Raw genomic sequence first — 24,052 nt, forward strand, 5'->3', positions numbered from 1 at the left:
ACCGTGTGACACTGAAAGGCGCTGCGGCGTCGGGACTCGTTCAGTCGTGGGGACAGGGGTCGCGTCCTCCACGCGTTTCCGACTAAGCGTACCCTGAGCGCCGCACGGACCCGAGACCTTCATGCACAGCGCAACCGGCCAGGACAGCAGCTCGCCCTACATCCGCTCCGTGGGACGAGCGCTCCCGCCTCACTACGCCTCGCAGGAGCAGCTCATCGCGGCCTTCCGCGAGCTGTGGGCCACGCGCCACTTCAACCTGGAGCGCCTGGAGGACCTGCACCGCGCCGTCCAGGTCGGTGGCCGCTACCTGGCGCTGCCCATCGACGCCTACCGCGAGCTCGTCACCTTCCAGCAACGCAACGACGCCTGGATTCGCGAGGCCACCACCCTCAGCGAGGTGGTGGTGCGAAAGACGCTGGAGCAGGCGGAGCTGACGCCCTCGGACGTGGACCACGTCTTCTTCGTCACCGTGACGGGCATCTCCACGCCCAGCGTCGAGGCGCGGCTCGCCAACCGGCTGCGCTTCCGCGAGGACTTCAAGCGCACGCCCATCTTCGGCCTCGGCTGCGTCGCGGGCGCGGCCGGCATGGCGCGGGCGGCCGACTACCTGCGCGCCTTCCCCACGCACACCGCGCTCCTGGTGTCCGCGGAGCTGTGCTCGCTGACGCTGCAGCGCGAGGACCTGTCCATCCCCAACATCATCGCCTCCGGCCTCTTCGGCGACGGCGCCGCGTGCGCGGTGCTCCGAGGCGCCCAGGCCCCAGGGGCCCGGGGGCCCCGGGTGGTGGCCTCGCGCTCGGTCTTCTACCCGGACACCGAGCGCACCATGGGCTGGGACGTGGTGGACTCGGGCTTCAAGGTCGTGCTGTCCGCGAAGGTGCCCCAACTGGTCAAGGACCACATCCGCGGCAACGTGGACGGCTTCCTCGCGAGCCACGGTTTGAATCGCGGTGACATCCGTCACTGGGTGGCGCATACCGGCGGACCCAAGGTGCTCGAGTCCTTCGAGCAGGCCCTGGAGCTGACGCCGGAGGCGCTCACGCGCTCGTGGGCGTCGCTGCGCGAGGTGGGCAACCTGTCCTCGTCGTCGGTGCTCTTCGTGCTGGGCGAGACGCTGGAGAAGGCGGACGCGAAGCCGGGGGACTGGGGCCTGATGATGGCGATGGGGCCGGGCTTCTGCGCAGAGATGGTGCTCTTGCGATGGTGACGCTCACCCAGGCCGTGTTCCTGGTGTTCATGGGCGCGCTCGTCCTGGAGCGGCTCGTGGAGCTGGCCCTCTCCAAGCGCAACGCGGCGTGGGCCTTCGCGCAGGGCGGGGTGGAGACGGGGCAGCGTCACTACCGCTTCATGGTGGTGTTCCACACGCTGTTCCTCTTCGCGTGCGTGGCGGAGGTGGTCCTGCTGCACCGCCCCTTCCCGGGCGCGTGGGGCTGGGCGGCGCTGGGCGGCGCGCTGGGGGCGCAGGCGCTTCGCTACTGGGCCATCTCCACGCTGGGCCTGCGGTGGAACTCGCGCATCATCGTCGTGCCGGGCCTGCACCCCGTGGAGGGGGGGCCGTACCGCTTCCTGCGCCACCCCAACTACGTCGCGGTGGTGCTGGAGCTGGCGTGTGTGCCGCTCATCCACGGCGCGTGGTGGACGGCCGTGTGCTTCTCGGTGGGGAACCTGGTGTTGCTCTTCGTGCGCATCCGCGCGGAGGAAGCGGCCCTGGGGGACGTGTACGCGAAGGCGTTCTCCCATCGTCCCCGTTTCCTACCGGAGGTGCCCCGTGGCTGAGCTCGAACTGGAGGTCCTGGCGGAGATTCGTCGAATCGCCATCGAGGAGCTGGAGTGGAAGGGCGAGGTGGAGCCCGGGCTCGACCTCGTGCGCGACCTGCAGCTCGACAGCCTGGGGTTGACGGTGTTGGCGGTGGGGCTGGAGAACCGCTTCCGCATCCGCTTGTCGGAGGAGGACGCGCAGGGGGTGCGCACGGTGGGGGACCTGGTGTCGCTGGTGGAGCGGCGCGTGCTGTCCACCGCGCGCGTGGCGGCGGAGGTCCGTTCGTGAGGGGACCCACGCTGCCCGCGGTGCGGTTCCCCACGGTGAACGCGATGCTCGCGACGACGGCCGGGACGGACTTCCGGCTGACGTTCGTGGACGCGGCCGAGAAGGAGACCTCGCTGTCCTGGGCGGAGGTGTACCGACGGGCGCGGCGCACGGCGGCGGGGCTGCTGCGCCTGGGCGTGCGCGAGGGGGAGCGGGTGGCGCTGCTCTTGCCCACCTCGCCGGCCTTCATGGATGCCTACTTCGGCGCGCTGCTGGCGGGCGCGGTGCCGGTGCCGCTGTATCCGCCGGTGCGGCTGGGGCGGCTGGAGGAGTACCACCGGGCGACGGCGCGGATGCTCCAGGTGACGGAGTCCTGCCTGGTGCTGACGGACTCGCGGGTGCGGCTGCTTTTGGGGCCGAGCGTGGAGAAGTCCCGTCCGCGCCTGGGCTGTCACACGGTGGAGGACGTGTCGCGCGAGGACGAGGGGCGCGAGGTGGCGGTGGGCGCGCACGCGCTGGGCCTCATCCAGTTCTCCTCCGGCTCCACGGTGGACCCGAAGCCGGTGGCGCTGACGCACGGGGCGCTGCTCGCGCAGTTGAGGGCGCTGGAGGTGGCGATGCCGGTGTCGCCCGACAGTCCGCGGGTGGGCGTGAGCTGGCTGCCGCTGTACCACGACATGGGGCTCATCGGCTGTCTGCTCTCGGCGCTGCACTACCCGGGGCACCTGGTGCTGATTCCGCCCGAGGCCTTCCTGGCGCGCCCCGCGCTGTGGCTGCGCGCGGTGTCCCGGCATCGGGGCTTCATCTCGCCGGCGCCCAACTTCGCGTATGGCCTGTGCTTGAAGCGGGTGAAGGACGCGGAGCTGGAGGGGGTGGACCTGTCGTCGTGGAAGCACGCGCTCAACGGCGCGGAGCCGGTGTCCTCGGAGACGCTGCAGCGCTTCGTGGAGCGCTTCGAGCGGTGGGGCTTCTCCGCGCGCGCGCTGCGGCCCGTGTATGGGCTGTCCGAGGCGTCGCTGGCCGTGACGTTCCCGCCGGAGGGGCGAGGTCCGCGCTCGCTGGGCGTGGACCCCGCGCTGCTCGCGAGAGAAGGCAGGGTGGAGGAGGGGGCTCGGCGGTTGGTGAGCGTGGGCGCGCCGGTGGCGGGCTTCGAGGTGGAGGTCCGCGACGAGCAGGGTGGGGTGTTGCCGGACAAGCGCGTGGGGCAGGTCTTCACGCGAGGGCCGTCGCTGATGAGCGGCTACTTCGGGGATGCGGTGTCCACGCGGCGCGCGCTGACGCTGGACGGGTGGCTGGACACGGGAGACCTGGGCTTCGTCGCGGAGGGGGAGCTGTACCTGACGGGCCGCGCGAAGGACGTGGTCATCATCCGCGGGGCGAACCACGCGCCGCAGTCCTTCGAGGAACCCCTTCAGTCGGTGGAGGGCGTGCGCACCGGGTGCGCGGTGGCGCTCGGCTTCACGCCCGAGGGTGGACAGGACGAGGCGCTGCTCATCCTCGCGGAGCGGGGTGGGACGGACGCCGACGAGGCCGTGGAGGAGCGCATCCGCGCGTCGGTGGTGGAGGCCACGGGCGTGCGTGCGCACACGGTGAGGTTGTTGGAGCCGGGGACGCTGCCGCGCACGTCGAGCGGGAAGCTGCGTCGGACGGAGGCGCTGCGGCGCTATCTCTCCGGAGAGCTGTCGCCGCCGAGGAAGGTGGGCATGGTGGGCATGGCGGTGGAGATGGCGCGCAGCGCGCTCGCCATGGCGCGGGCGGAGCACGATACGTGAGTCGTCGGTATGACGTCGCGGTGGTGGGGGGAGGTCCGGCCGGGCTCGCCGTGGCCATCCACGCCGCGACGCGGGGACTGAACACCGTGGTGCTGGAGCGCGCCTCGCTCCCGGCCGACAAGGCCTGCGGCGAGGGGCTCATGCCCGCGGGGCTCGCGGCCCTGGAGCGGCTGGGCGCGCTCACGCACCTGGACCGCTCGCAGAGCGCGCCGTTCGTGGGCATCCGCTACGTGCAGGAGGACGGCAGCACGGCGGAGGGCCTCCTCCCCGCGCCAGGGGGGCTCGGCGTGCGTCGGGTGGCGCTGGCCGAGGCGCTCGTCACCCGCGCGCGCGAAGTGGGCGCGGAGCTCCGCGAGCGGACCCACGTGGTGTCGCACCGCCGCGTCGGCGACGGCGTGACGCTGGAGCTGGTCGACGGCGAAGTCGAGGCGCGGATGCTGGTGGCCGCGGATGGGCTCGCCTCACCGCTGCGGCGCGCGGAGGGACTGGAGATGGACGCGGAGGGGCCTCGCCGCTTCGGCCTGCGCCGCCACTTCCAGCTCGAGCCCTGGTCCCCCTACGTCGAGGTGCACTTCGCGCACGGCGTGGAGGCCTACGTCACGCCCGCGGGAGCCCGGCGCGTGGGGCTCGCCTTCCTCTGGGAGGACGGAGGCGTGGAGGGACGCGTGGGCTTCGAGACGCTGCTCTCGCGCTTCCCGAAGCTCGAGGCGCGACTGTCCGCCGCGACGCCGGACTCCCAGGTGCGAGGCGCGGGGCCCCTGGCGCGCGTGGCCCGCGTGCGCGTGGCGGACCGCTTCGCCCTGGTGGGCGACGCCGCGGGCTACGTGGACGCCCTCACCGGAGAAGGGCTCTCCCTCGCCTTCTCCTGCGCGGAGTCGCTGGGCACGCTCCTGCCGGATGCGCTCGCGAAGGGCGCGGGCCGCGACGTGCTCCAGCCCTACGAGGCGCGCTTCCAGCAGGTGTTCCGCAAGTACGCCTGGGCCACGCGCTCACTCTTGATGCTGGCGAGGCGCCCCGGGTTGCGCCGCCCCATCGTCCGGATGCTCGGCCACAGCCCGTGGCTCTTCGAGCGCATCCTCCACACCGTCGTCGGGTGAGCCGCGCCTCACGGCGCCTTGCCCAGCACCCACCCGACGAACATCTCCGACGAGCGCTCCAACAGCGGCTCAATCGAGTCGCTCTGGCTCTTCTTGCGCAGCGGCCCCTCGTTCCACAGCGACGCGAGCCCGTGCACCCAGGACCAGATGGTGAAGGCCAGGATGTCCATGTCCATCTTGCCGCCCGAGGCCGCGCGCGCCTCCCGCGCAAGCTCCTGCAACCGCGCGTAGGCACGCATGCCTTCGGTGTGGATGCCCGCGTACTTCTCCTCGTCGCTCCACTCCTGGCGGAACATCACCCGGTAGTGCGCCGGGTGCTCCACCGCGAAGCGCGCGTAGCACCGCGCGAGCGCCTTGAGCTGCGTGTCGAGACGCGGCGCCCGGGCCTGCGTCATCGCCTCGTCCATTCGCGCGTTGAGGGCCCGATAGCCCTCCTCCGCCACCGCCGCCAACAGCGCGTCCTTGTCCCGGAAGTGGTGATACGGCGCCGCCGCCGTGACGCCCGCGCGCCGGGCCACCTCCCGCAGCGACACCGCGCCCACGTCCTCCGTCGCGATGAGCTTCAACGTCGCGTCCACCAACGCCTGCCGCAAATCCCCGTGGTGGTACGTCCGCCGCTTGGGCGCCGCCGCCTTCTTCGCCCGGGTCGTCATGGCCCCAGCCTCCTGGTTCGCCCGTTCATCTTGACAGTGTTTAGACTGGCCCTTATTTGAACATCGTTCACATTAACGGGGAGACGCCGGATGCGCGCATTCGTCACGGGCAGCACGGGGCTGTTGGGCAACAACGTGGTGCGGGCGTTGGTGGCCGGGGGGCACACGGTGCGGGCGCTGGCGCGCTCGTCGACGAAGGCGCGCCAGGTGCTCGGCGGGCTTTCCGGAGTGGAGGTGGTGGAAGGGGACATGTTGGACGTGAAGGGCTTCGCGGCCGCGTTGGAGGGTTGTGACGTGGTCATCCACACGGCGGCGTACTTCCGCGAATACTACGCGGCGGGAGACCACTGGCCGAAGCTGTATGCCATCAACGTGACGGCCACGGTGGCGCTGGCCGAGGAGGCGCAGAAGCGCGGGGTGAAGCGCTTCGTGGACATCAGCTCCTCGGGCACGGTGGGCGCCAAGGCGGACGGCTCGCCCGGGGACGAGTCGACGCCGCCCGCGGCGCTGCTCGCCGGCAACCTCTACTTCAAGAGCAAGGTGGAGTCGGAGCGCGAGCTCAACGCCTTCAGCGCGCGCACGGGCCTGGACGTGGTCTACATCCTGCCGGGGTGGATGTTCGGTCCCGGGGACGCGGGGCCCACCGCCGCGGGGCAGCTCATCCTGGACCTGGCCGCGGGGAAGATGCCGGCCCTGCTCGAGGGGGGCTCGTGCCTGGTCGACGCGCGCGACGTGGCCGAGGCCACCCTGGTGGCGGCCCAGAAGGGACGCTCGGGGGAGCGCTACCTGGTGGGCGGTGAGTTCGTGGACCTGGGCACGTTGGCCCGGACGATTGAAGCGGTGTCGGGCATCCCCGCGCCGCGCAGGGTGCTGCCCCACGCGCTGGCGCTGGTGCTGGGAGCACTGGGCCAGACGTGGGCCCGGCTGACGGGTGGGGAGACGGCGCTGACCGTGGAGGGGGTGCGCGTCATGCACGCGAAGCTGCGGGTGGACTCGTCCAAGGCGAAGCGGGAGCTGGGGGTGCGCTTCCGCCCGCTGGAGGAGACGCTGCGCGACACGGTGGATTGGCTGCGCGAGCACAAGCCCCAGATGGCGCCCGCCGCGAAGAGTCCTCGGGTGGCCACGTCCGCCTGAAGAGTCCTGCGCGGCCGCGTGCCCGCCATTACGATGCAGGCCCGTCGCGCCCTGACCGGAGGGCGTGGCCGTTGGTTTCCGATGGAGCGTCGTCCCCATGTCCCAGGCGTCCCTGGCCCGTTGGTTCCCCGCATCGACCGCCCTGTGGGGTCTGCTCGCCTGCGCGCCGCTCGTGGGCGGCTGCCTCTTCGCGGGCCCCAGTCACCGGGGGCCGCCGATGGCGCACTTCGACGGGGAGAAGTTCCAGAACATCGGTGACGCGCCGATGTTGTCTGCCTCCGAGTTGATTGGCGCGGCGCTCAAGGAGCCTCGCGGCGCCTGGCGCGAGTACGAGGACCTGGCCCCCGGCAGGCCGCCGCCTGAGCGCGTGGGGCCGGGGAAGCTCAAGGTCACGCTCATCAACCACGCCACCGTGCTCATCCAGGCGGACGGGGTGAATGTGCTGACGGACCCCATCTACTCGGAGCGGCCCAGCCCGGTGCCGTGGGTGGGACCCAAGCGGGTGCATCCGCCGGGCATCCGCTTCGAGGACCTGCCGCCCATCGATGTCGTGGTGGTGAGCCACAACCACTACGACCACATGGACCTGCCCACGCTGCGCAGGTTGGAGGCGGCGCACCATCCGCGCTTCATCGTCGGGTTGGGCAACAAGGCGCTCCTGGATGACGAGGGCTTCCGTCACGTGGAGGAGCTGGACTGGTGGCAGGCCACGCGGGTGACGCCGGAGGTGTCGGTGACGGCGGTGCCCGCGCAGCACCGCTCGAACCGGGGGCTCACGGACCAGGCGGAGACGCTCTGGGCCGGGTACGTCGTGTCGACGACGGGCGGGCCGGCGTTCTTCGCGGGGGACACGGGCTTCGGTCCACACTTCGCGATGATGGCCGCGCGCTTCGGGCCCATGCGGTTGTCGGTGTTGCCGATTGGGGCCTATCGGCCGCGCGTGCTCCACACGGTGCACATGGGGCCGCGCGAGGCGCTGGACGCGCACAAGGTGCTCAGCTCGTCCACGTCCGTGGCCATGCACCACAACACCTTCCCCATGGCCTTCGACGGACAGGACGAGGCGAAGTTCCTGCTGCTGCGGCTGCTCGCGCGCGAGGAGGTGCGCCCGCGCTTCTGGGCGCTCGGCTTCGGCGAGGGGCGGTTCGTCGAGCCCCTGCCGGCGACCCCCGCCGCGGTGGCGAGCGTGTGCGCGGCGGAGCGGTAGGCTCGGGTGTCAGCGGTTGTAGGGCCGCTCCTGGACCCAGTTGAAGCCGCGCCCGAGGAGCTGGGTCTTCGACATGTCCACCGCCTTCAGCCGCACGTCGACCTTCGCGCCGTCGACCTCGCCTTGGAGCACCAGGTGCTCCGCGTCGGGTGTCTCGCGATGGAGGGTGGCCACGGGCTTCGCGCCGTCGTCCCAGCTCGACATGAGGAGGAGGGACTTCCCATCCCCGCCCTCCTTCACCGGGAAGTGGCGGCGCACGTCGTTCATCCGCCGGGCGGTCACCACGTTGCGGCCGACGGAGACGGCGCGCCAGCGATGCGGGTCCGTCAGGAGCGGCGGGAGCTCCTGGCCGTCTCGGGTGAAGGACTCGACCTGGTAGAGGCCCCCGAAGGGCGGCGGGGGCGCGCCGTCGCCCCACTGGGTGTAGCGCTCGTGGCCCCGGGTGATGCCGTTGTGGAGCAGCCAGCCGATGAAGAGGAGCTTGGCGGCGCGCGTGGCCCACAGGACGCGGGTGGGGAGGGTGAAGGGGAGCTCGAGGGAGGCGGGCTGGGTGGCGCGGTTGAGGACGAAGACGTTGGCGAGCCGGCGCAGGTCGGGCAGCGTGAGGAAGACGGCGAAGAGCAAGAGCTGGGTGGAGTAGAGCTTGACGGGGACGTCGTAGAAGAAGTTCAGCGCGACGACGTTGGACATGACGCCGATGACCACGAGCGCGCCGAGCGTGGTGGTGCGTCGGGTGAGCAGCAGCAATCCGCCCAGCACCTCGGCGCCTCCGGTGAAGAGGTTGTAGCCGGGGGAGAAGCCCATGAAGGTCCACAACAGGCCCATGGGGGAGAAGTCGCCCAGGGACTGGGTGAGCCGCTCGATGGACGCCATGGGGAACTGCGACTTGAAGACCTTGGAGAAGCCGTAGCCCAGCATGGGGACGGCCAGCAGGTAGCGGACGTAGATGTGCAGCAGGGTGTGGGCCTTGTCGTAGCGAGGACGCCGCCGGTCGACGATGGACCACACCGCCATCGCGATGAGCGCGAGCGCGAGGAACAAGCCTGTCTGCGCGTAGTCGAAGGCCCTGTCGCCGCTGCCGGATTGCTCCATGGGCAGCTCGTGCGGGTATCTCGCCACGTGGCGCGTCACCCAGGGGACGACGATGGCCCAGAAGTCGCTGATGGCCTGGGAGATGGACGCGCCGATGACGGGGAGCGAGTCGATGGGGAATGCGAAGCAGCTGATGAGGATGAAGGCGCAGAAGAAGCGGAAGCCGAGCCGCTTCGCGAGGCTCCACGGCGGTGGTGTCGGCTCGGGCGCGAGGGTGGGCGTCACCGGAGCGACAGGCTCCGGAGCGGCGGTGATGGGCGCGGCGGTGGTCATGGCGGCCTCTTGCCATTGAGCGTAGCCAAGACTCCGGCGTGGGCTCAAAAGACAGTCTTTCGCGAGGCGTGACGCGATGCGCGGCGAACGAGTGTTCGGGGCGTCTTGGTGCTCCGCGCGCGTCACGGGCAGGGACGTTCGAGGGCGGCGCCAGGGCCGCGGTGCGTGGCCGTCATCGGCGGGGTTGTCCTCGTGCCGGTGGCGAGCGTCGCGCGGCCAGTGGAGGCGCTCAGGCGCGGTCGTGCCGCCTTCCGCGAGCGGAGCGGCGACGTGGCTTGCTTCGTGGCGCGGAGGAGTGTGGCGGTTCGCTGGCGGTGCGCAGCGCGTCGATGAGTCGGAGCGCGGCGGGGTTCTCGGGCGCGTTCGCGCGTTGCACGGAGTAGATGAGGTTGGTGACCTGCTTGCGGCCGGGCGCCGGAGCGATGACGACGGCGCCCTGGCGCGCGGCCTGGGCGACGCAGTGGTCAGGAAGGATGGACCAGCCGTGGCCGGCGGCCACCGTGCTCACCACCTCCTCGAGCTCCTCGAAGTGGTACGTGCCGCGCATCGAGCGGGGCTGTCGTCCGTAGTGCCCCTCGAACCACTTGCCGAAGACGTACTCGCACTCGTCATAGGTGACGAAGGTCAGGTCCTCGAAGGCCTCGAGTCGGGGGAAGGTCTTCCCCTTGGCTCCCGGGGGCCCGACGAGCACGAGCTGTTCTCGCCACACGGGCGGTGGTGTTGCCGGGCGAGGAGGTGGAGGCGCGGCCGTCGCTGGTGGTGTTCCTGGTGTTCGATGGCCTCCGCCATGACGACCTGGAGCGCTGGCGTCACCGCATGGGGCCGGGAGGTTTCCGTCGGCTCCTGGAGGGTGGCACCGTCTTCGACTCCGCCCGCTATCCATACGCGACGACGAAGACGTGTCCAGGGCACGCGACGCTCGCGACGGGTGCGCCTCCGGGGGCGCACGGCATCATCTCGAACGAGTGGTACGAGCGGGAGACGGGCACGGATGTGAGCTGTGTTCGAGACGCCGCCAGCCCGCCGCTCGATGACCCGAAGGGGAAGGGTGTGTCGCCCCGGCGCCTGCGAGTGCCGACGTTGGGGGACCGCTTGCTCGAGACGCACGGTGGGGCCTCGCGCGTGGTGTCGGTGTCGTTGAAGGACCGCGCCGCCATCATGCTGGGAGGGCAGCGTGGGCAGGCGTACTGGTGGGGGACGAAGGGCTTCACCACGAGTCGTCATCATGCGCGCGCGCTGCCGACGTGGGTGTCCGAGTGGAATCAGGCACTGGGCTCGCAGAAGGGAGGCGCGTGGGCGCGGGGCGCGGAGGCTTCCGTGTATGGCGCGTTGGGGCCGGATGACGACGCGCGTGAGCGCCCGCCCGAGGGACTGGGTCGGACGTTCCCCCATCCGCTGACGACGGAGGAGGCGTTCCTGTACACGCCACTGGGGGCGGAGAAGTTGTTCGCGCTCGCGCTCGCGGGAGTGAAGGCGGAGCAGCTGGGCACGCGTCCCGGTGCGAGGGATTTGCTGGCCATCGGCATGTCGAGCGTGGACGTGGTGAGCCACAGCTTCGGGCCGGAGAGTCACGAGGCGGTGGACATGCTGTTGCGGTTGGACCGGGCGCTGGCCGCGTTCCTGGAGGCGATGGACCGCGAGGTGGGGATGTCGAAGGTGTTGGTCGCGATGAGCGCGGACCATGGGATGGCGCCCGCTCCCGCGAGAGCGGAGCAGCGGTTGTCGGCGGAGACGGTGACGCGCGCGGTGGACGCGGCGATGGATGGGGCTTTCGGCGCGGATGACTGGGTGGAGGCGTTCAGCGCGCCGCACCTGTATCTGCGACAGGCGCGACTGAAGGCGCGGGGCGTGTCGCTGGAGAAGGCGGCCGAGGTGGCGAAGAAGGCGGCGCGCGCGGTGCCGGGAATCGCGGAGGGGGTGTCCGCCGCGGATGTCCGTGCCGACCGGGCGGAGGGTTTTGCTCGGAGGGTGCGGCAGGAGTACGTACCGGAGCGCTCGGGAGAGCTGGTGCTCATCGCGGACCCGCATGTGCTGCTCGCGCCGGATGACGACCATGCGAGCACGCATGGGACGCCCTACGAATACGACACGCACGTGCCGCTCATCCTCTACGGGCAGGGGCTGCCAGCCGCGCGACAGGGTCGCGCCGTGACGCCGCTGGACCTGGCGCCCACGCTGGCCACGTGGCTGGGTGTGACACTGCCGGAGGCCTCGGGGCTGCCGCTCTGTGAGGCGCTACCCCCACGAGCAGGCACGGCTGCCTCGTGCTCGGAGCGCGCGGCGTCACGGTGAGGCGTCGGCCCGCGCCTGTGACGTCACGGGCCATGCTCGGCTGCCCGCCCTCACCACCTCGTGGGCCATTGCGAGCCACGTCTTCGTCGGACCGCCCTGGTAGATAGGGCGGCGTGGAAGACGACCGGACCGGACAGGACAGCAGGCCCCCGAGGAAGCAGAAGCGGCCCCGGAAGGTGTCCGCCCGCTACCTGGAGAACGCGGCGCTGCATTACTTGAAGCGCTACGCCTCCACGGTGAGCCAACTCAAGCGCGTGCTCGTGCGCCGCGTGGACCGCTCGGTGAAGGAGCACGGAGGGGACCGTGCCGAGGCGCTCGGGTGGATTGACGCGCTCACGCAGAAGCTCATCCGCAATGGCCTCATCAACGATGACGCCTACGCCGGCATGAAGGCGCAGTCGCTGCGCGCGGCCGGACGCAGCACGCGAGTGATTGCGCAGAAGCTGCGGATGAAGGGCGTGTCCGCGGACCTGGTGCAGCAAAAGCTGGCGCAGGCCACCGCGGAGGTCTCCGACGAGGACGCCGCGCGCATCTGGGCCCGGAAGAAGCGCCTGGGCCCGTTCCGCAAGAACCTGGCGACGCGCGACGAGAACCGCCAGAGAGACCTGGCCTCCCTGGCGCGCGCGGGCTTCTCGTTCGGGATTGCGAAGAAGATCATCGACGGCACGCTCGACTGAAGGCCGCGAGGCTCAGGGCCCTGGCGCGAGCATCTTCCGCGCGAGCGCGACGAAGGCCTTCAGCGCGGGTGAGGCGCGAGCCCGGTGGGGGTAGTACAGGAAGAGGCCCGGGACGGAGGGAGCCCAGTCCTCCAGCACGGCTCGCAGCGTCCCTTCGCGCAATGCCGGGGTGACCTCTGGCTCGGCGAGGTACGCCAGGCCCACGCCCGCCACGGCCATGCGCCGCGTGAACTGCGCGTGGTCCGTGACGAGCGGCCCCTTCACCGCGATGCGCAGTTGCTTGCGTCCGCGCTCCAGCTCCCAGTGGTACGGCAGCCCCGTGGTGGGGGCGCGGTAGCCGATGCACTCATGCTGCGCCAGGTCCTCGGGGCGCGTCGGCGTCCCGTGTTTCTTCAGGTAGGCCGGTGAGCCGACGATGAGGAAGCGGAAGGAGGGTGACAGGCGCACCTGCACCATGTCGCGCTCCACGGACTCCGTCAGTCGCAGCCCCGCGTCGAGCCCCTCCGTCACGATGTTCACGAACCGGTCCGAGACACGGACGTCGACGCGGACGTGGGGGTGCTCCTGGATGAAGCGGGGGAGGACGGGTTCGATGACGGTGGAGAGCCCCATGACGGGCACCGTGAGCCGGAGCGTGCCGCTGATTTCGGACACGGCCGCGGACAGGTGCTCCAGCGCGCCGAGCGCCGACTCCAGTCCGGGCCGCGCGCGCTCCAGGAGGCGCTGCCCCATGTCCGTGAGCGACACGCTGCGCGTGGTGCGGGAGAGCAGGGCGCCGCCCACGCGTTCCTCCAGCATGCGCACCGTCTGGCTCACCGCGGACGTGGAGACGCGGAGCTCCTTTCCCGCGCGCGTGAAGCTCTTGTGCCGGGCGACAGCGACGAACACGGCCAGCTCGTTCAGGGGTGTCAGGGCCATTGTGAAGCCATCCTAAACAGTGTTTGCGATTTCGGTCTCTTCTCGAAAAAGCCCGTGGGCGGCAATTTGAGGTCATCCACGGAGGCACGCATGACGACGACGAACCGCATCGACACGCTGTCGCGCTACCACCTGCTGGGCCGCTCGGGCCTCAGGGTGAGCCCGCTCGCGCTGGGGGCCATGACGTTCGGCACGGAGTGGGGCTGGGGCAGCCCCAAGGACACGGCGCACCGGCTGCTGGCCCGCTACCTGGAGGCCGGGGGCAACTTCATCGACACCGCGGACGGGTACACGGGGGGCACGAGCGAGGCCATCATCGGGGACTACTTCGCGGAGCACGGCGGGCGGGACAGCGCCGTCATCGCGACGAAGTTCACCGTGAACACGATTCCCGGGGACCCGAACGCGGGGGGCAACGGGCGCAAGAACCTCCGGCGCTCGGTGGAGGCGTCGCTGCGCCGGCTGAAGACGGACTACGTGGACCTGTACTGGATGCACGCGTGGGACGGAATCACGCCGCTCGAGGAGGTGATGTCCACGCTGACGGACCTCGTGCGCGCGGGGAAGATTCGGTACCTCGGGCTCTCGGACGTGCCGGCCTGGTACTTCGCGCGGGCGCAGACGCTGGCGGAGAAGGAGGGGTGGGAGCGGGTAGCCGCGTTGCAGCTCGAATACTCGCTGGTGGAGCGCAACATCGAGCGCGAGCACATCCCGGCGGCGCTGCAGCTGGGGGCGAGCATCACGCCGTGGAGTCCGCTGGCCTCGGGGTTGTTGTCGGGCAAGTACACGCGGGAGCGCGGCGTGGTGAAGGGGGATGGGCGGGTGGCGGCCATCCAGGGGGGAGGCAACCCGGGCTTCGAGAAGCTCTTCACGGAGCGCAACTGGGGCATCGTGGAGGCGCTGCTGGAGGTGGCGCGGGAACTGGACAAGCCGCCGGCGCAGGTGGCGTTGGCGTGGGTGGCGCGGCGGCCGGGCGTGGCGTCGACCATCATCGGGGCGACGAAGCTGGAGCAACTGGAGGCGAACCTGCGCGCGTTGGACGTGGTGATTCCGGAGTCGCAGGCGGCGAAGCTGGAGGCGGCGAGTCGCCCGGAGCTCGTGCACCCGTACCACTTCTTCGAGAACGAGTTCTTCACCCGCGGCATGTTCACGGGAGGCACGTCCGTGCGATCGGAGCCCACGTGGTTCCGCCCGGCGGCGCGCTGAGCCTCACGGCATGGGGCGCTGGAGCGAGCACCAGCGCCAGCCCCACATTTGCCAGACGCTAAATCCCGGAGGTCGGCTCCACGAACGGCCAGAGCTCGCCGAGCCTCAGCTCGAGGTCCTCGAACGGAGGGACTCGGACGAGGTCGTCATCGCAGTAGGTCCCGACCTCCACCCACTGTCCATCGCGCAGCTCGCTCACCAGCAACGTGCGCGCTTCCAGGTCGATGAACCACAGGTGTTTGATGCCAATCCGCGCGTAGAACGGACGCTTGATGCGCAGGTCGTAGGCGCGCGTCGATGGCGACAGGATTCCACAGGCCCAGTCGGGCGCGACGAGCCACGAGCCCGCGGGAATTCGCGCGACCCGGTCCTTCTTCCACCCCGCCAGGTCCGGGATGAACTCGGGCGAGCCCTCCAATCGGATTCCGGGCTCGACTTGAATCCACCAACCCCCAGGCCCACCCCGCCCCTGTTGGAAGGGTCCGCGGAGCGCGGCAATCAGTCCGCCCAGCGTATCCATCTGCCCAGCACGCGGCTGGGCATGCACATACAACGTTCCCTCGATGATCTCGCCCACGACGCCCTCGGGCAGCGCCTCGATGTCGGCGAGGGTCGCGACACCCTCTGTCTCGCGCTTGCCGTAGGCCATGCCCCGAGTGTGGAGATAGCAGAGCCGTCCGACAAGCCGCGCCGCTCCCGGCGTCCGTTTACAGCTAGAGCTTCAACTTCTTGAACACGGATTCCGGGATGCTCTTGATGATGAGCATGATGAGCGCCCAGATGCCGGGGACGTAGACCTCGTTCTTGCGCCCGTCCGCCGCGCTCAACAGTCCGCGCGCCACCTTCTCCGGCGAGGCGAACAGCTTGTTCTTCGGGATGTGCGCCGTCATCGGCGTGTCCACGAAGCCCGGCTTCACCGTCACCACCGCCACGTTGGACTTCGCCAGCCGGTTGCGCAGGCCCTGGAGGAACACGTTCAGCGCGCCCTTCGACGCGCCGTACACGTAGTTGCTCTGCCGGCCCCGGTCTCCCGCCACCGACGAAATCACCACCAGCGTGCCCGCCTTCTGCGCCTCGAAGCGGTTCGCCAGCGCCGTCAGGAGCGACACCGCGCTCAGGAAGTTGGTGCGCAGCACCGCCTCCGTCGCCGCCCACGAGCGCTGCGCCTCCGTCTGGTCTCCCAGCACCCCGTGCGCGAGCACCACGCCGTCCAGCCCGCCCAGCGCCTGGAACGCCCCGTCCACCAGCGCCTCGTGCGCGCTGAAGTCATTCAGGTCGAGCGCCTTCGACTCCACCTTCGCGGCGCCCCGCGTGGCGGCGTCCTTCGCCACCGCGTCCAGGTTCTCCACGTTGCGGCCCACCAGGTACAGCGAGGCACCGCGCGCGGCGAGCAGTCTCACCGTCGCCTGGGCAATGGCGCTGGTGGCGCCGAGGACGAGCACTTTCTTCATGGGGTCTGGAATCTCGAAGAGGGGTCAGCGAAGCGCAAGCAGGGATTGCGGCGCGGCGGCTCCACCCTTCCGCTCCGACTCCAGCGAGAAGGGCAGGGCCACCGGGTTCATCCGCCGCCAGAAGGACGAGGAGAAGGCCGGGTCGATGTAGCCCGCGAACTCCGAGTGGCGCGGGAAGTACGCCGCGAAGCTCTCCGGGCTCATGCGCGCGTCCTTCGCTGGATACACGGCGCCGCCCGCCTCGCGCGTGAGCTTGTCCAGGTCCTCCACCAACCGGTACGTCTTCTCCCCCCGGTTGGCGAAGTCCATGGCCAGCGTCACGCCCTGGCGCGGGAAGGACAGCCACCCCGGAGAGGGGATGTCTCCGAAGGTCTTCAACACCGACAGGAAGCTGGGCAGCGCGCCGCGCGAGCTGCGCTCCAGGATTTCCCTCAGCGCGTCGCGCGCCGTCGCGTACGGCACCACGCACTGGAACTGGAGGAAGCCGCGCCGGCCATAGATGCGATTCCAGCCATAGATGGCGTCCAGCGGATAGAAGAACGGGTCGTAGTGCGTCAGCCGCTGCTTCGGCTTGCCGTTCTGCCGGTGGAAGTACAGCCAGTTGAACGCCGACACCGACAGCCGGTTGAGGCAGAACGCCGGCATGTCCATGGGCACCGCGAGCCCCATGCCGTGCGACAGGTGGCTCTTCGCCAACGGCAGCCGGTCGAACTGCGGCGGCGCGAAGTTGCCCCGGTACAGGAGCCCGCGCCCCAGCTTCCGGCCGCGCGCCAGACAGTCCACCCACGCCATGGTGAACTCGTGGTCCGCCTCGGACTCGCGCGCCACGACCAGGAACTCATCCAGGTTCCCGAAGGGCACCGTCTCCTGCAACACGAACGGGTTGCTGATGGGCTTGAGCTGCACCTCCGCCCACGTGACGAGCCCGGTGAGCCCCAGGCCGCCAATCGTCGCCCCGTACCAGTCCGGGTTCTCGTCCGGCGCGCACACCCGGCGGCTGCCATCCGAGCGCAAGAGCTCGAAGCGGCGCACGTACCGGCCGAACGTCCCCCCGCGGTGGTGGTTCTTCCCGTGCACGTCGTTGGCGATGGCGCCGCCCACCGTCACGTACTTGGTGCCCGGCGTCACCGGCAGGAACCAGCCGCGCGGCACCGCCAGGCGCAAGAGCGTGTCCAGCGACACCCCCGCCTCGCAGCGCACCACGCCCGTCGCCGCGTCGAACGCGATGAGCCGGTCCAACCCCGACGTCATGAGCAGCGTGCCGCCCCCGTTCAGGCACGAGTCGCCATAGCTGCGCCCCAGCCCGTGCGGCAGCACCGCGCCGGACACCTCCGGCAGCGCGTCCGAGCGCCACGTCAGCGCGTGCGTGCGCTGCTCGACTCGGGGATAGCGTCCCCAGGACTCCTGTGCCTTCATCGCGCAAGCCCTCTCACGTGGCGGCCCACAGCACCAGGGCGGACACGAGCCCCACCGCGTAGCTCACCCGGTCCCTCAGCGCGAAGACGAGCGGGTCCTCGTTCACCTGCCCGCGATGCGCCAGCACCCAGATGCGGCCCACCCAGTACAGCATCACCGGGCACAGCAGCCACAGCCGCTCCGGGTGGTCGTAGTACACCGTCACCTCCTTGGAGGTGATGTACAGCGCCAGCACCAGCACCGACACCTGACCCGCCGCCGCGCCCAGGCTGGCCAACTGCTCGTAGTCCTGCGCCAGGTAGCCGCGCCCGTGCGCGGACGTCTCGTTGGACAGCCGCAGCCGGCGCACCTCGGACAGCCGCTTCACCAGCGCCAGCGACAGGAACAGGAACGTGCTGAACATCAAGAGCCAGCTCGACGTGGGCACGCCCACCGCCAGCGAGCCGCCGAAGATGCGCACCGTGTACAGGCCCGCCAGCACCAGCACGTCCAGCATCACCACCTGCTTGAGCCGCAGCGAGTACGCCAGCGTCAACGCGTAGTACGTCGCCAGGAGCGCCGCGAAGGCGGGCGGCAGGAACAGACACACCGCCGCGCCCGCCAGCAGCAGCAGGGGCGCCATCACCACGCCCACGCTCACCGGCAGCGTGCACGCCGCGAACGGACGGTTCTTCTTCGTCGGGTGCCGCCGGTCGGAGTCCAGATCCAGCAGGTCATTGAGCACGTACACGCTGGACGCGCACAGGCTGAAGGCCGCGAAGCCCAGCACCGCCTTGAGCAGCAGGTCCGGCGAGGCGGCCTTGTGCGCGGCGAGCAGCGGCACGAACACCAGCGCGTTCTTCGCCCACTGGTGCACGCGCAGGGCCTTCACCCAGACGCGCGGGCTCGTCTTCGGCTTCTCGAAGACGCGGTGCACCCCGCGCCCCAACCCATGCGCCTGCTTCAGCACGCCCGACGGCGCGTGCACCACCACCACCTGCCGCGACTCGCGCCACAGCGGCACGTCCACCGCGTCGTTGCCCGCGTAGTCGAACGTGCCGAGCGACGCCTTCAGCTTCGCGAGCTTGCGGGCCCCGGACAGGTTCTCCTGGCCATCGCTGGCGTGCACCGCGTCGAACAGGCCCAGGTGCGAGGCCACGGCCTGGGCGATGCGCTGGTCGGCCGCCGTGGCCAGCACCAGCCTGCGCCCTCGCGCCTTCTCCTCCTGGAGGAAGTCGAGCAGCTCCTGGTTGTACGGCAGGAGCGAGGCGTCCAGCGCGGCCCGCCGGGCCACCTCCGCCTTGAAGTACGCCTTGCCCTTGAGGACCCACAGGGGCAACAGCAGCAACAACCAGGGCGCGCGCTTGAAGAGGACGAGCAGGTTCTCGTGCAGCGTGTCGGTGCGCACCAGCGTCCCGTCGAGGTCGACGGCGAGCGCCACGTCTGGCGAGTCAGCGGAGAGCGGGGTTTCGGGAATCATGGGCAACGGGAGGCGCAAGCTAGCCCATCGGCGCCGTGTCCAGGGGGCAGAAGCGCTTGCCCGCCCGCCGTGCCCGCCCGGCCACGGCTCAGTCGAGCCGCGCCACGTGCAGCGTCTGCAGGGGCAGGTGGCGGATGGGCCGGCTGCTCTCGATGCGATAGCCCGCGTCGTCCAGGAAGCCCTCCACCTCGGCGGGCGTGTACGCCGCCGCCCCCGACGTCACGAAGTAGTGCAGGCCGATGAGCGGCGCGGAGCTGGCCGGGTCCTGGATGTCCTCGCGCAGGTACTCGAGCACCGCCAGCGTCCCCTTGGGCGCGAGCGCCCCCCGGATGCGGCGCAAGAGCGCCACGTTCTGCGCGGGCGTCAGGTGGTGCATCACCTGGAACAGCAGCACCCCGTCATACGGGCCGCCCAGGTCCGCGGTGAGGATGTCCCCGGCCTGATGGGTGACCAGGTGGCTCAGCCCGGCGCAGGCGATGATGTCCCGCCCCACGCGCACGCTGCCCTCCAGGTCCAACACCGTCGCCTTCAGGCCCCGGTTGCGCCGGCACATCTCCGCCGCGAACCAGCCGTGGGCGCCGCCCAGGTCCAACAGCGTCCTGGCCCCCCGGGGCAGGGGGATGGCGCCCGCCACCTCGGGGGCCGCCAGCCGGGCGAGCTGGTGCATGGCGTGGATGTAGTCACGCCAGCGCGGGTCCTCGGGGGCGAAGCCGTGGATGTCCACCGCCTCGCCGGTGCGCACCACGCCCTCCACCTGACTCCACCAGTCCCACTGCGCGTAGTTGAACTCCAGGAACGCCCCCACGTACTGGGGCGAGCGCGGGTCCAGCCACCGCTTCGAGCGGGGCGCCAGCCGGTAGCGGCCGTCGCGCTGACGCTCCACCGCCTCGCAGGCGATGAGGGCCTCCAGGAGCGAGCGCATCCCCTCGGGGGACAGCTTCAGCCGGGCGGCCAGCGCCTCGGAGGTCGCCGCGCCATCCGCCAGCGCCGCGTACACCCCCAGCCGCACCCCCGCCATCAGCGTGCGCGAGGCCATCATCCCGAAGAAGGCATGGGCCAGGGGCTGGGGCGCCAGGTTGAGCCAGTTCGCCACGCGCTCCAGCAGGTTGTCCGCCTTGAGGCCCAGCCGCATGCACGCGTCCCCTATCCTCGGTTGCGCCGGGGCCGGGCCAGTCCCGCCAGACCCACCAGCACCAGCGCTCCCTCCGCGCCCATCAGGCAGCCTACCTGCTCCGCCTTGCGCACACCCGTGTAACGGCACTTCCCGTCGTCACAGGTGAAGCGCGCAGAACAGTCGCCGCTGTGGCGGCAGACGGTGTTCACCCGCCCCGTGCCGTCCTCGCCCTCCGGGTTGTCCCGGTCCGGTCCGCCCTCTCCAGAGGAGGCGTCCGGCAGGGGGATGATGATGCCCCCGTCGGCGCCCGCGTCGTCGGCGGACTGGGCCCACGCGAGCGCGGGGGACACGAGGGACAGGCACGCCAGCAGACCGAGGGTCCGGGCACGGAACAGATGACGGAGAGAGGCCATGACGGGGTCGTCACCCTAACCGCCCGGCGGCACAGATGCATCCACCGTGGAAAGGGGAGGCCGGGGGTAGATTGTCCCACCCCCTGGCTGGCATCTGGTAGCGTACGGCCCGCGATGGCCGCCCCCAGAATCCTCGTCGTCGATGACAACCCGGAGCTCCTCTCCCTCCTCACGCAGCTCTTCGAGGACGCGGGCTACGAGGTCGTCGGGGCCAGCCGCGGCAAGCAGGCCATCGAGGTGGCCAAGGCCCATCCTCCCGGCGCGGCCGTCTTGGACATCCTGCTGCCGGACATGATGGGCTACCCGCTGGCGGACGTGCTGCGCAAGGACAACCCGCAGCTGCCGCTGCTCTTCATCACGGGTGTCTTCAAGGGCGGCAAGCACGCGCTGGAGGCGCGCCAGAAGTACCAGGCGGCCGGCTACTTCGAGAAACCCTTCGAGGCGCAGAAGCTGCTGGAGGCCGTCACCAAGGTCCTCGCCCCCGAGAAGAAGGCCCCGCCCGCGGGCTCGCTCCAGGACGCCTTCGAGGTGGAGCTGGACATCGACGTGGAGGAGGAGGGCCCCCAGGACGTCATGGAGCTGACGGGCCGCATCAAGGTGACGGGCGGCGGCAACATCACCGCGGAGATTCGCGGCGCCAACCTCACCGCCAGCCCCATGCAGAAGGTGCCGGCCACCCAGGTGCGGCCGCCCACGCCGGGCCGCCCGCCGGACCAGCCGCCCCCGGGCTCGGGCGCGCCCGGCAGCCGCCGGGGTGAGCTGAAGGACAACCTGCCCTCGCTGCTCACCGCCTACTACCTGTCCCGGGAGACGGGCGAGCTGGGCATCCAGAAGGGCAAGGTGAAGAAGGTCGTCTACTTCGAGAAGGGCATGCCGGTGTTCGCCCTCTCCAACCTGCTCGCGGACCGCTTCGGACAGTTCCTGGTCCGGGTGGGGAAGATCAAGCCCGAGCAGCTCCAGGATGCCTCCGCCGTGGCGGGGCAGACCAACCGCCGCACCGGCGACGTGCTGGTGGAGCGCGGGCTGCTCAAGGACACCGAGCGGCTGTACTACGTGGGCCAGCAGGTGAAGGCGGTCATCTACTCGCTCTTCGCCTGGGACGAGGCCACGTACGTGATGAGCTTCCGGGAGAAGGCCAGCTCGGAGTCCATCAAGCTGGACGTGCACCCCGGCAACCTCATCGTCCGCGGCATCAAGAAGCTCTACAAGCCGGAGCGCCTGCGCAGGCTCTTGCAGCCCGAGGACCGGCTCATCCCGGCGGTGGCGCCCTCGTACCAGTTCAACGAGGTGGAGCTGGAGCGGTGGGAGGCGGAGCTGCTCCCCAAGATTGACGGCATCCGCACCGTGGCGGAGCTGCTCGCGTTCGCCAACCGCCCCGAGCACGTCGTCTACGGCTTCCTGGTGGCGATGATGTCGCTGGGCATCCTGGAGAAGCGCTCGTAGGCCCGGGCGTCGCCCTCGACGAGAGGGGACGCCCTGGGGTCCTGGCAGTGCGTCGGGAGGCTCAGCCGCCCGTCAGGCGGGAGCCGATCCAGAACAGGCCGAGCGCGCCGGAGGCCAGCGCCACCGCGCGCTGCACCCAGGCGGTGATGCGCGCGTTGAGGCGGGTGAGGCCCTCGGCGAAGAGCAGGCCCACCGCGCCCATTCCGATGAGGATGCCCAGGGCGAAGCCGGGCAGGTAGGTCCACGCCGCCAGGCTCATGCTGCCGCCAACGAGCAGCGGGGGCAGGGCGAGCAGCAGCGAGCGCACGCCGCTGACGGCCATCAGCGCGCCGGCGGCGGTGCTGACGGTGTGCACGTGCTGGTGGGGCTCCTTCGCGTGGCCGGGCAGGTGGGGGTGGCCGTGGTCCAGGCTGTTGGGGAAGAGCAGGGCGGTGACGGCGAGCGCCACCAGCACGGCGCCGCCGAAGATTTCGGCCCAGCGCTCGAAGGTCTCCGACAGGCCCACGCCAGCCAGCAGGCACACCGCGGCGATGCCGCCCAGCATGGCCGCGTGCCCCAGCGCGAAGCGGAAGGCGGTGATGATGGCCGCCTTGCGCCGGCCGCCGTTCAGGGTTCCCAGCGTCGCCACGGCGGCGCAATGGTCTGGCCCCACGGCATGGAGCAGGCCCTGGAACAGACCGAGCAGGAAGGCAAGGAGGATGGGGGGCACGGGCTGTCACCCTAGCCGCGCTTCCCTCCAGAGGCCAGCAGGAGGTACCTACGCGTCATGTGGACTGCCTTCCAGCGGCCTGCCGCCGCGCTTTCAATCCTGCTGTGCCTGGTGTTCGCCACCGGGTGTGACTCCGGCCCCGAGAAGCTGCGCGAGGCGGACGTGAAGTACAAGGCCCTGGTGGACCAGGGCGTGCGCCCCACGGACCCGGCCTGGGACGCGGTCGTCGCGGAGCTGGAGGCGGTGCCCACGGGCTCGCGCGCCCGTCCGGAAGCCGACAAGCGGCTGGCGGCGATTGGGGCCCTGCGGGGCAAGCTGCCCCCGCGTCCGCTGGCGACCCCGGGCGCGACGGGGCCCGGCACGGACGACTCCGACGCCAAGCGGGCCGCGTGCGAGGCGCTGGCGAAGAAGCTGGGCGTGGCGGATGACGCCGCGCGCGAGCCGCTGCAGGCGGCGCTGACGCAGTGCCAGAAGGAGCTGGTGCGCATCGAGTCGCACAGCCATCCGCCCGGGGAGCATGGCCACGAGCACGGCCATGAGGCGCCCGCGGCGAAGTAGCGCGCGGGTGACGGGTCGCGGGGAGATTGAGAACGCGCCCTGTTTGTGGCTATGGAGCGCGCATGCCCATGCCCCAAGCAGGTGACGCGGCTCCCGACTTCCAGCTGCAGGACCAGGACGGCAACACCGTGACGCTCTCGCGGTTCGCGGGGAAGAACGTCGTCCTCTATTTCTATCCGAAGGATGACACTCCCGGATGCACCGTGGAGGCGTGCAGCTTCCGCGACGAGCATTCGACGCTGGAGGCCGCCGGCGCGGTGGTGCTCGGCGTGTCCGCGGACAACACCGCGAGCCACCGGAAGTTCGCGACCAAGTTCAGCCTGCCCTTCCCGCTGCTCGCGGACACCGAGCACCAGATGTCGGAGGCGTACGGCGTCTGGGGCGAGAAGTCGCTGTACGGGCGCAAGTTCCTGGGCATCACCCGCGCGACGTTCCTCATCGGGCCGGATGGCAAGGTGAAGCAGGTGTGGCCGAAGGTGAAGGTGACCGGGCACGTGGTGGAGGTGCTCGCTGCGCTGGGCGCGAAGCCCACGAGTCTTCCCTCGGGGGAGTTACCGGCGCCGGGCTCGAGCCCGGAGGTGGAGTCGAGCGCGGGTGATGAGGACACGCGCGAGGCTCCGGTCGCGAGCGCCCCGGTGTCCGCTCCGGCGCGAGTGCCGGTGACGCGGTTCGATGCGCCGAAGCGCAAGGTCGCGCGTCAGGGTGACGCGGGGACGGGCGCCACGGCACAGGTGGAGGCTCCCGAGGCTCGCCCGGCGAAGGCCGCGCCCGTGAAGGCGGCTGCGCCTGAGGCGAAGGCCGCGCCCGCGAAGAAGGGCGCCGCGAAGAAGGGCGCCGCGAAGAAGGCTCCCGCGAAGAAGGCTGCTCCGAAGGGCGCTGTGAAGAAGACTTCCGCGAAGAAGGCCGCGCCCGCGAAGAGCGTCGCGACGAAGGCTTCCGCGAAGAAGGCTGCTCCGAAGGGCGCTGTGAAGAAGACTTCCGCGAAGAAGGCCGCGCCCGCGAAGAGCGTCGCGACGAAGGCTTCCGCGAAGAAGGCGACTCCGGCGAAGAAGGGTGCAGCGAAGAAGGCCGCGCCGTCCAAGAAGAAGGGCGCCTCCCGAAAGTAGGGCGTAGCGAAGAATGCAGCGCCCTCCAAGTGGAGG

24 protein-coding genes are annotated in these 24,052 nt (G+C 70.7%); 13 read left to right on the forward strand and 11 right to left on the reverse strand.

What is annotated here, in order from left to right; translation table 11 throughout:
- Positions 1 to 121 precede the first annotated feature (121 nt).
- From LXT21_RS11545 to LXT21_RS11565, 5 genes are read left to right on the forward strand one after another with little or no spacing between them, the layout of a single operon-like run.
- Positions 122 to 1,207 carry a type III polyketide synthase gene (locus LXT21_RS11545; RefSeq protein ID WP_254038166.1) on the forward strand — a complete coding sequence of 362 codons (1,086 nt, stop codon included), beginning with the start codon at positions 122 to 124 and terminating at the stop codon, positions 1,205 to 1,207.
- A complete protein-coding gene (locus tag LXT21_RS11550; protein WP_254038167.1) occupies positions 1,201 to 1,776 on the forward strand; it encodes an isoprenylcysteine carboxyl methyltransferase family protein in 576 nt (191 codons plus the stop codon). The genes LXT21_RS11545 and LXT21_RS11550 overlap by 7 nt, the downstream gene beginning before the upstream one ends.
- A complete protein-coding gene (locus tag LXT21_RS11555) occupies positions 1,769 to 2,047 on the forward strand; it encodes an acyl carrier protein (protein ID WP_254038168.1) in 279 nt (92 codons plus the stop codon). Before LXT21_RS11550 ends, LXT21_RS11555 begins: the two co-directional genes overlap by 8 nt.
- 44 nt (positions 2,048 to 2,091) lie before the next feature.
- Positions 2,092 to 3,798, forward strand: coding sequence for a fatty acyl-AMP ligase (locus tag LXT21_RS11560; RefSeq protein ID WP_256571555.1), 1,707 nt, complete (start codon positions 2,092 to 2,094; stop codon positions 3,796 to 3,798).
- On the forward strand, positions 3,795 to 4,895 hold the full coding sequence (locus LXT21_RS11565) for an NAD(P)/FAD-dependent oxidoreductase (RefSeq protein WP_254038170.1): 1,101 nt from the start codon (positions 3,795 to 3,797) through the stop codon (positions 4,893 to 4,895). The genes LXT21_RS11560 and LXT21_RS11565 overlap by 4 nt, the downstream gene beginning before the upstream one ends.
- Positions 4,896 to 4,903: 8 nt before the next feature.
- Here LXT21_RS11565 and LXT21_RS11570 read toward each other — a convergent pair whose 3' ends face one another.
- On the reverse strand, positions 4,904 to 5,548 hold the full coding sequence (locus LXT21_RS11570; RefSeq protein WP_254038171.1) for a TetR/AcrR family transcriptional regulator: 645 nt from the start codon (positions 5,546 to 5,548) through the stop codon (positions 4,904 to 4,906).
- A gap of 90 nt (positions 5,549 to 5,638) precedes the next feature.
- On the opposite strand from LXT21_RS11570, the gene LXT21_RS11575 reads away from it, so the two are divergent.
- The gene (locus LXT21_RS11575) at positions 5,639 to 6,682 is read left to right on the forward strand and encodes an SDR family oxidoreductase (RefSeq protein ID WP_254038172.1); all 1,044 of its coding nucleotides are present in this window, start codon (positions 5,639 to 5,641) and stop codon (positions 6,680 to 6,682) included.
- A gap of 97 nt (positions 6,683 to 6,779) precedes the next feature.
- Entirely contained in the window at positions 6,780 to 7,889 is a 1,110-nt protein-coding gene (locus tag LXT21_RS11580) for an MBL fold metallo-hydrolase (RefSeq protein ID WP_254038173.1), read from the forward strand.
- 9 nt (positions 7,890 to 7,898) lie between these two features.
- On the opposite strand, the gene LXT21_RS11585 is transcribed toward LXT21_RS11580, so the two are convergent.
- Both LXT21_RS11585 and LXT21_RS11590 read right to left on the reverse strand, forming a co-directional pair.
- Positions 7,899 to 9,254: a hypothetical protein gene (locus LXT21_RS11585; protein WP_254038174.1), complete on the reverse strand. Its 1,356-nt coding sequence runs from the start codon at positions 9,252 to 9,254 to the stop codon at positions 7,899 to 7,901.
- A gap of 229 nt (positions 9,255 to 9,483) precedes the next feature.
- Positions 9,484 to 9,963, reverse strand: a complete 480-nt coding sequence (locus tag LXT21_RS11590) for a substrate-binding domain-containing protein (protein WP_323394331.1) — start codon at positions 9,961 to 9,963, stop codon at positions 9,484 to 9,486.
- Positions 9,964 to 9,971: 8 nt separating this feature from the next.
- On the opposite strand from LXT21_RS11590, the gene LXT21_RS11595 reads away from it, so the two are divergent.
- Both LXT21_RS11595 and LXT21_RS11600 read left to right on the forward strand, forming a co-directional pair.
- A complete protein-coding gene (locus LXT21_RS11595) occupies positions 9,972 to 11,546 on the forward strand; it encodes an alkaline phosphatase family protein (protein WP_254038176.1) in 1,575 nt (524 codons plus the stop codon).
- 113 nt (positions 11,547 to 11,659) lie between these two features.
- On the forward strand, positions 11,660 to 12,223 hold the full coding sequence (locus LXT21_RS11600; protein WP_254038177.1) for a regulatory protein RecX: 564 nt from the start codon (positions 11,660 to 11,662) through the stop codon (positions 12,221 to 12,223).
- A 12-nt stretch (positions 12,224 to 12,235) separates the two neighbouring features.
- Here LXT21_RS11600 and LXT21_RS11605 read toward each other — a convergent pair whose 3' ends face one another.
- Positions 12,236 to 13,141: a LysR family transcriptional regulator gene (locus LXT21_RS11605; protein ID WP_254038178.1), complete on the reverse strand. Its 906-nt coding sequence runs from the start codon at positions 13,139 to 13,141 to the stop codon at positions 12,236 to 12,238.
- 90 nt (positions 13,142 to 13,231) lie between these two features.
- Here LXT21_RS11605 and LXT21_RS11610 point away from each other — a divergent pair, with 90 nt between their 5' ends.
- Positions 13,232 to 14,347, forward strand: a complete 1,116-nt coding sequence (locus LXT21_RS11610; protein ID WP_254038179.1) for an aldo/keto reductase — start codon at positions 13,232 to 13,234, stop codon at positions 14,345 to 14,347.
- Positions 14,348 to 14,405: 58 nt separating this feature from the next.
- Here the strand turns inward: LXT21_RS11610 and LXT21_RS11615 are convergent, their stop codons facing one another.
- The 6 genes from LXT21_RS11615 to LXT21_RS11640 all read right to left on the reverse strand — a co-directional run bounded on the left by LXT21_RS11615 (position 14,406) and on the right by LXT21_RS11640 (position 20,200).
- Positions 14,406 to 14,996, reverse strand: coding sequence for a Uma2 family endonuclease (locus tag LXT21_RS11615; protein ID WP_254038180.1), 591 nt, complete (start codon positions 14,994 to 14,996; stop codon positions 14,406 to 14,408).
- 64 nt (positions 14,997 to 15,060) lie between these two features.
- Positions 15,061 to 15,798: an SDR family oxidoreductase gene (locus LXT21_RS11620; protein WP_046716433.1), complete on the reverse strand. Its 738-nt coding sequence runs from the start codon at positions 15,796 to 15,798 to the stop codon at positions 15,061 to 15,063.
- Between the two features lie 24 nt (positions 15,799 to 15,822).
- On the reverse strand, positions 15,823 to 17,214 hold the full coding sequence (locus LXT21_RS11625; RefSeq protein WP_254038181.1) for an FAD-binding oxidoreductase: 1,392 nt from the start codon (positions 17,212 to 17,214) through the stop codon (positions 15,823 to 15,825).
- Positions 17,215 to 17,227: 13 nt separating this feature from the next.
- Entirely contained in the window at positions 17,228 to 18,673 is a 1,446-nt protein-coding gene (locus LXT21_RS11630) for a UbiA family prenyltransferase (protein WP_254038182.1), read from the reverse strand.
- Between the two features lie 88 nt (positions 18,674 to 18,761).
- Entirely contained in the window at positions 18,762 to 19,805 is a 1,044-nt protein-coding gene (locus LXT21_RS11635) for a methyltransferase (protein WP_254038183.1), read from the reverse strand.
- 11 nt (positions 19,806 to 19,816) lie between these two features.
- Complete coding sequence (locus LXT21_RS11640) at positions 19,817 to 20,200, reverse strand: MXAN_6627.5 family MYXO-CTERM protein (RefSeq protein WP_254038184.1); 384 nt, start codon at positions 20,198 to 20,200, stop codon at positions 19,817 to 19,819.
- 114 nt (positions 20,201 to 20,314) lie between these two features.
- Between LXT21_RS11640 and LXT21_RS11645 the strand changes: the two genes are divergently transcribed.
- A complete protein-coding gene (locus LXT21_RS11645; protein ID WP_254038185.1) occupies positions 20,315 to 21,643 on the forward strand; it encodes a response regulator in 1,329 nt (442 codons plus the stop codon).
- 61 nt (positions 21,644 to 21,704) lie between these two features.
- Here the strand turns inward: LXT21_RS11645 and LXT21_RS11650 are convergent, their stop codons facing one another.
- Positions 21,705 to 22,352, reverse strand: a complete 648-nt coding sequence (locus LXT21_RS11650; RefSeq protein WP_223750766.1) for a hypothetical protein — start codon at positions 22,350 to 22,352, stop codon at positions 21,705 to 21,707.
- A 57-nt stretch (positions 22,353 to 22,409) separates the two neighbouring features.
- Here LXT21_RS11650 and LXT21_RS11655 point away from each other — a divergent pair, with 57 nt between their 5' ends.
- On the forward strand, positions 22,410 to 22,910 hold the full coding sequence (locus LXT21_RS11655; RefSeq protein ID WP_254038186.1) for a hypothetical protein: 501 nt from the start codon (positions 22,410 to 22,412) through the stop codon (positions 22,908 to 22,910).
- A 68-nt stretch (positions 22,911 to 22,978) separates the two neighbouring features.
- The gene (bcp, locus tag LXT21_RS11660; RefSeq protein WP_254038187.1) at positions 22,979 to 24,016 is read left to right on the forward strand and encodes a thioredoxin-dependent thiol peroxidase; all 1,038 of its coding nucleotides are present in this window, start codon (positions 22,979 to 22,981) and stop codon (positions 24,014 to 24,016) included.
- Positions 24,017 to 24,052: the final 36 nt, after the last annotated feature.

The sequence above is a fragment of the Myxococcus guangdongensis genome (genome assembly GCF_024198255.1).
Lineage (GTDB): Bacteria > Myxococcota > Myxococcia > Myxococcales > Myxococcaceae > Myxococcus > Myxococcus guangdongensis.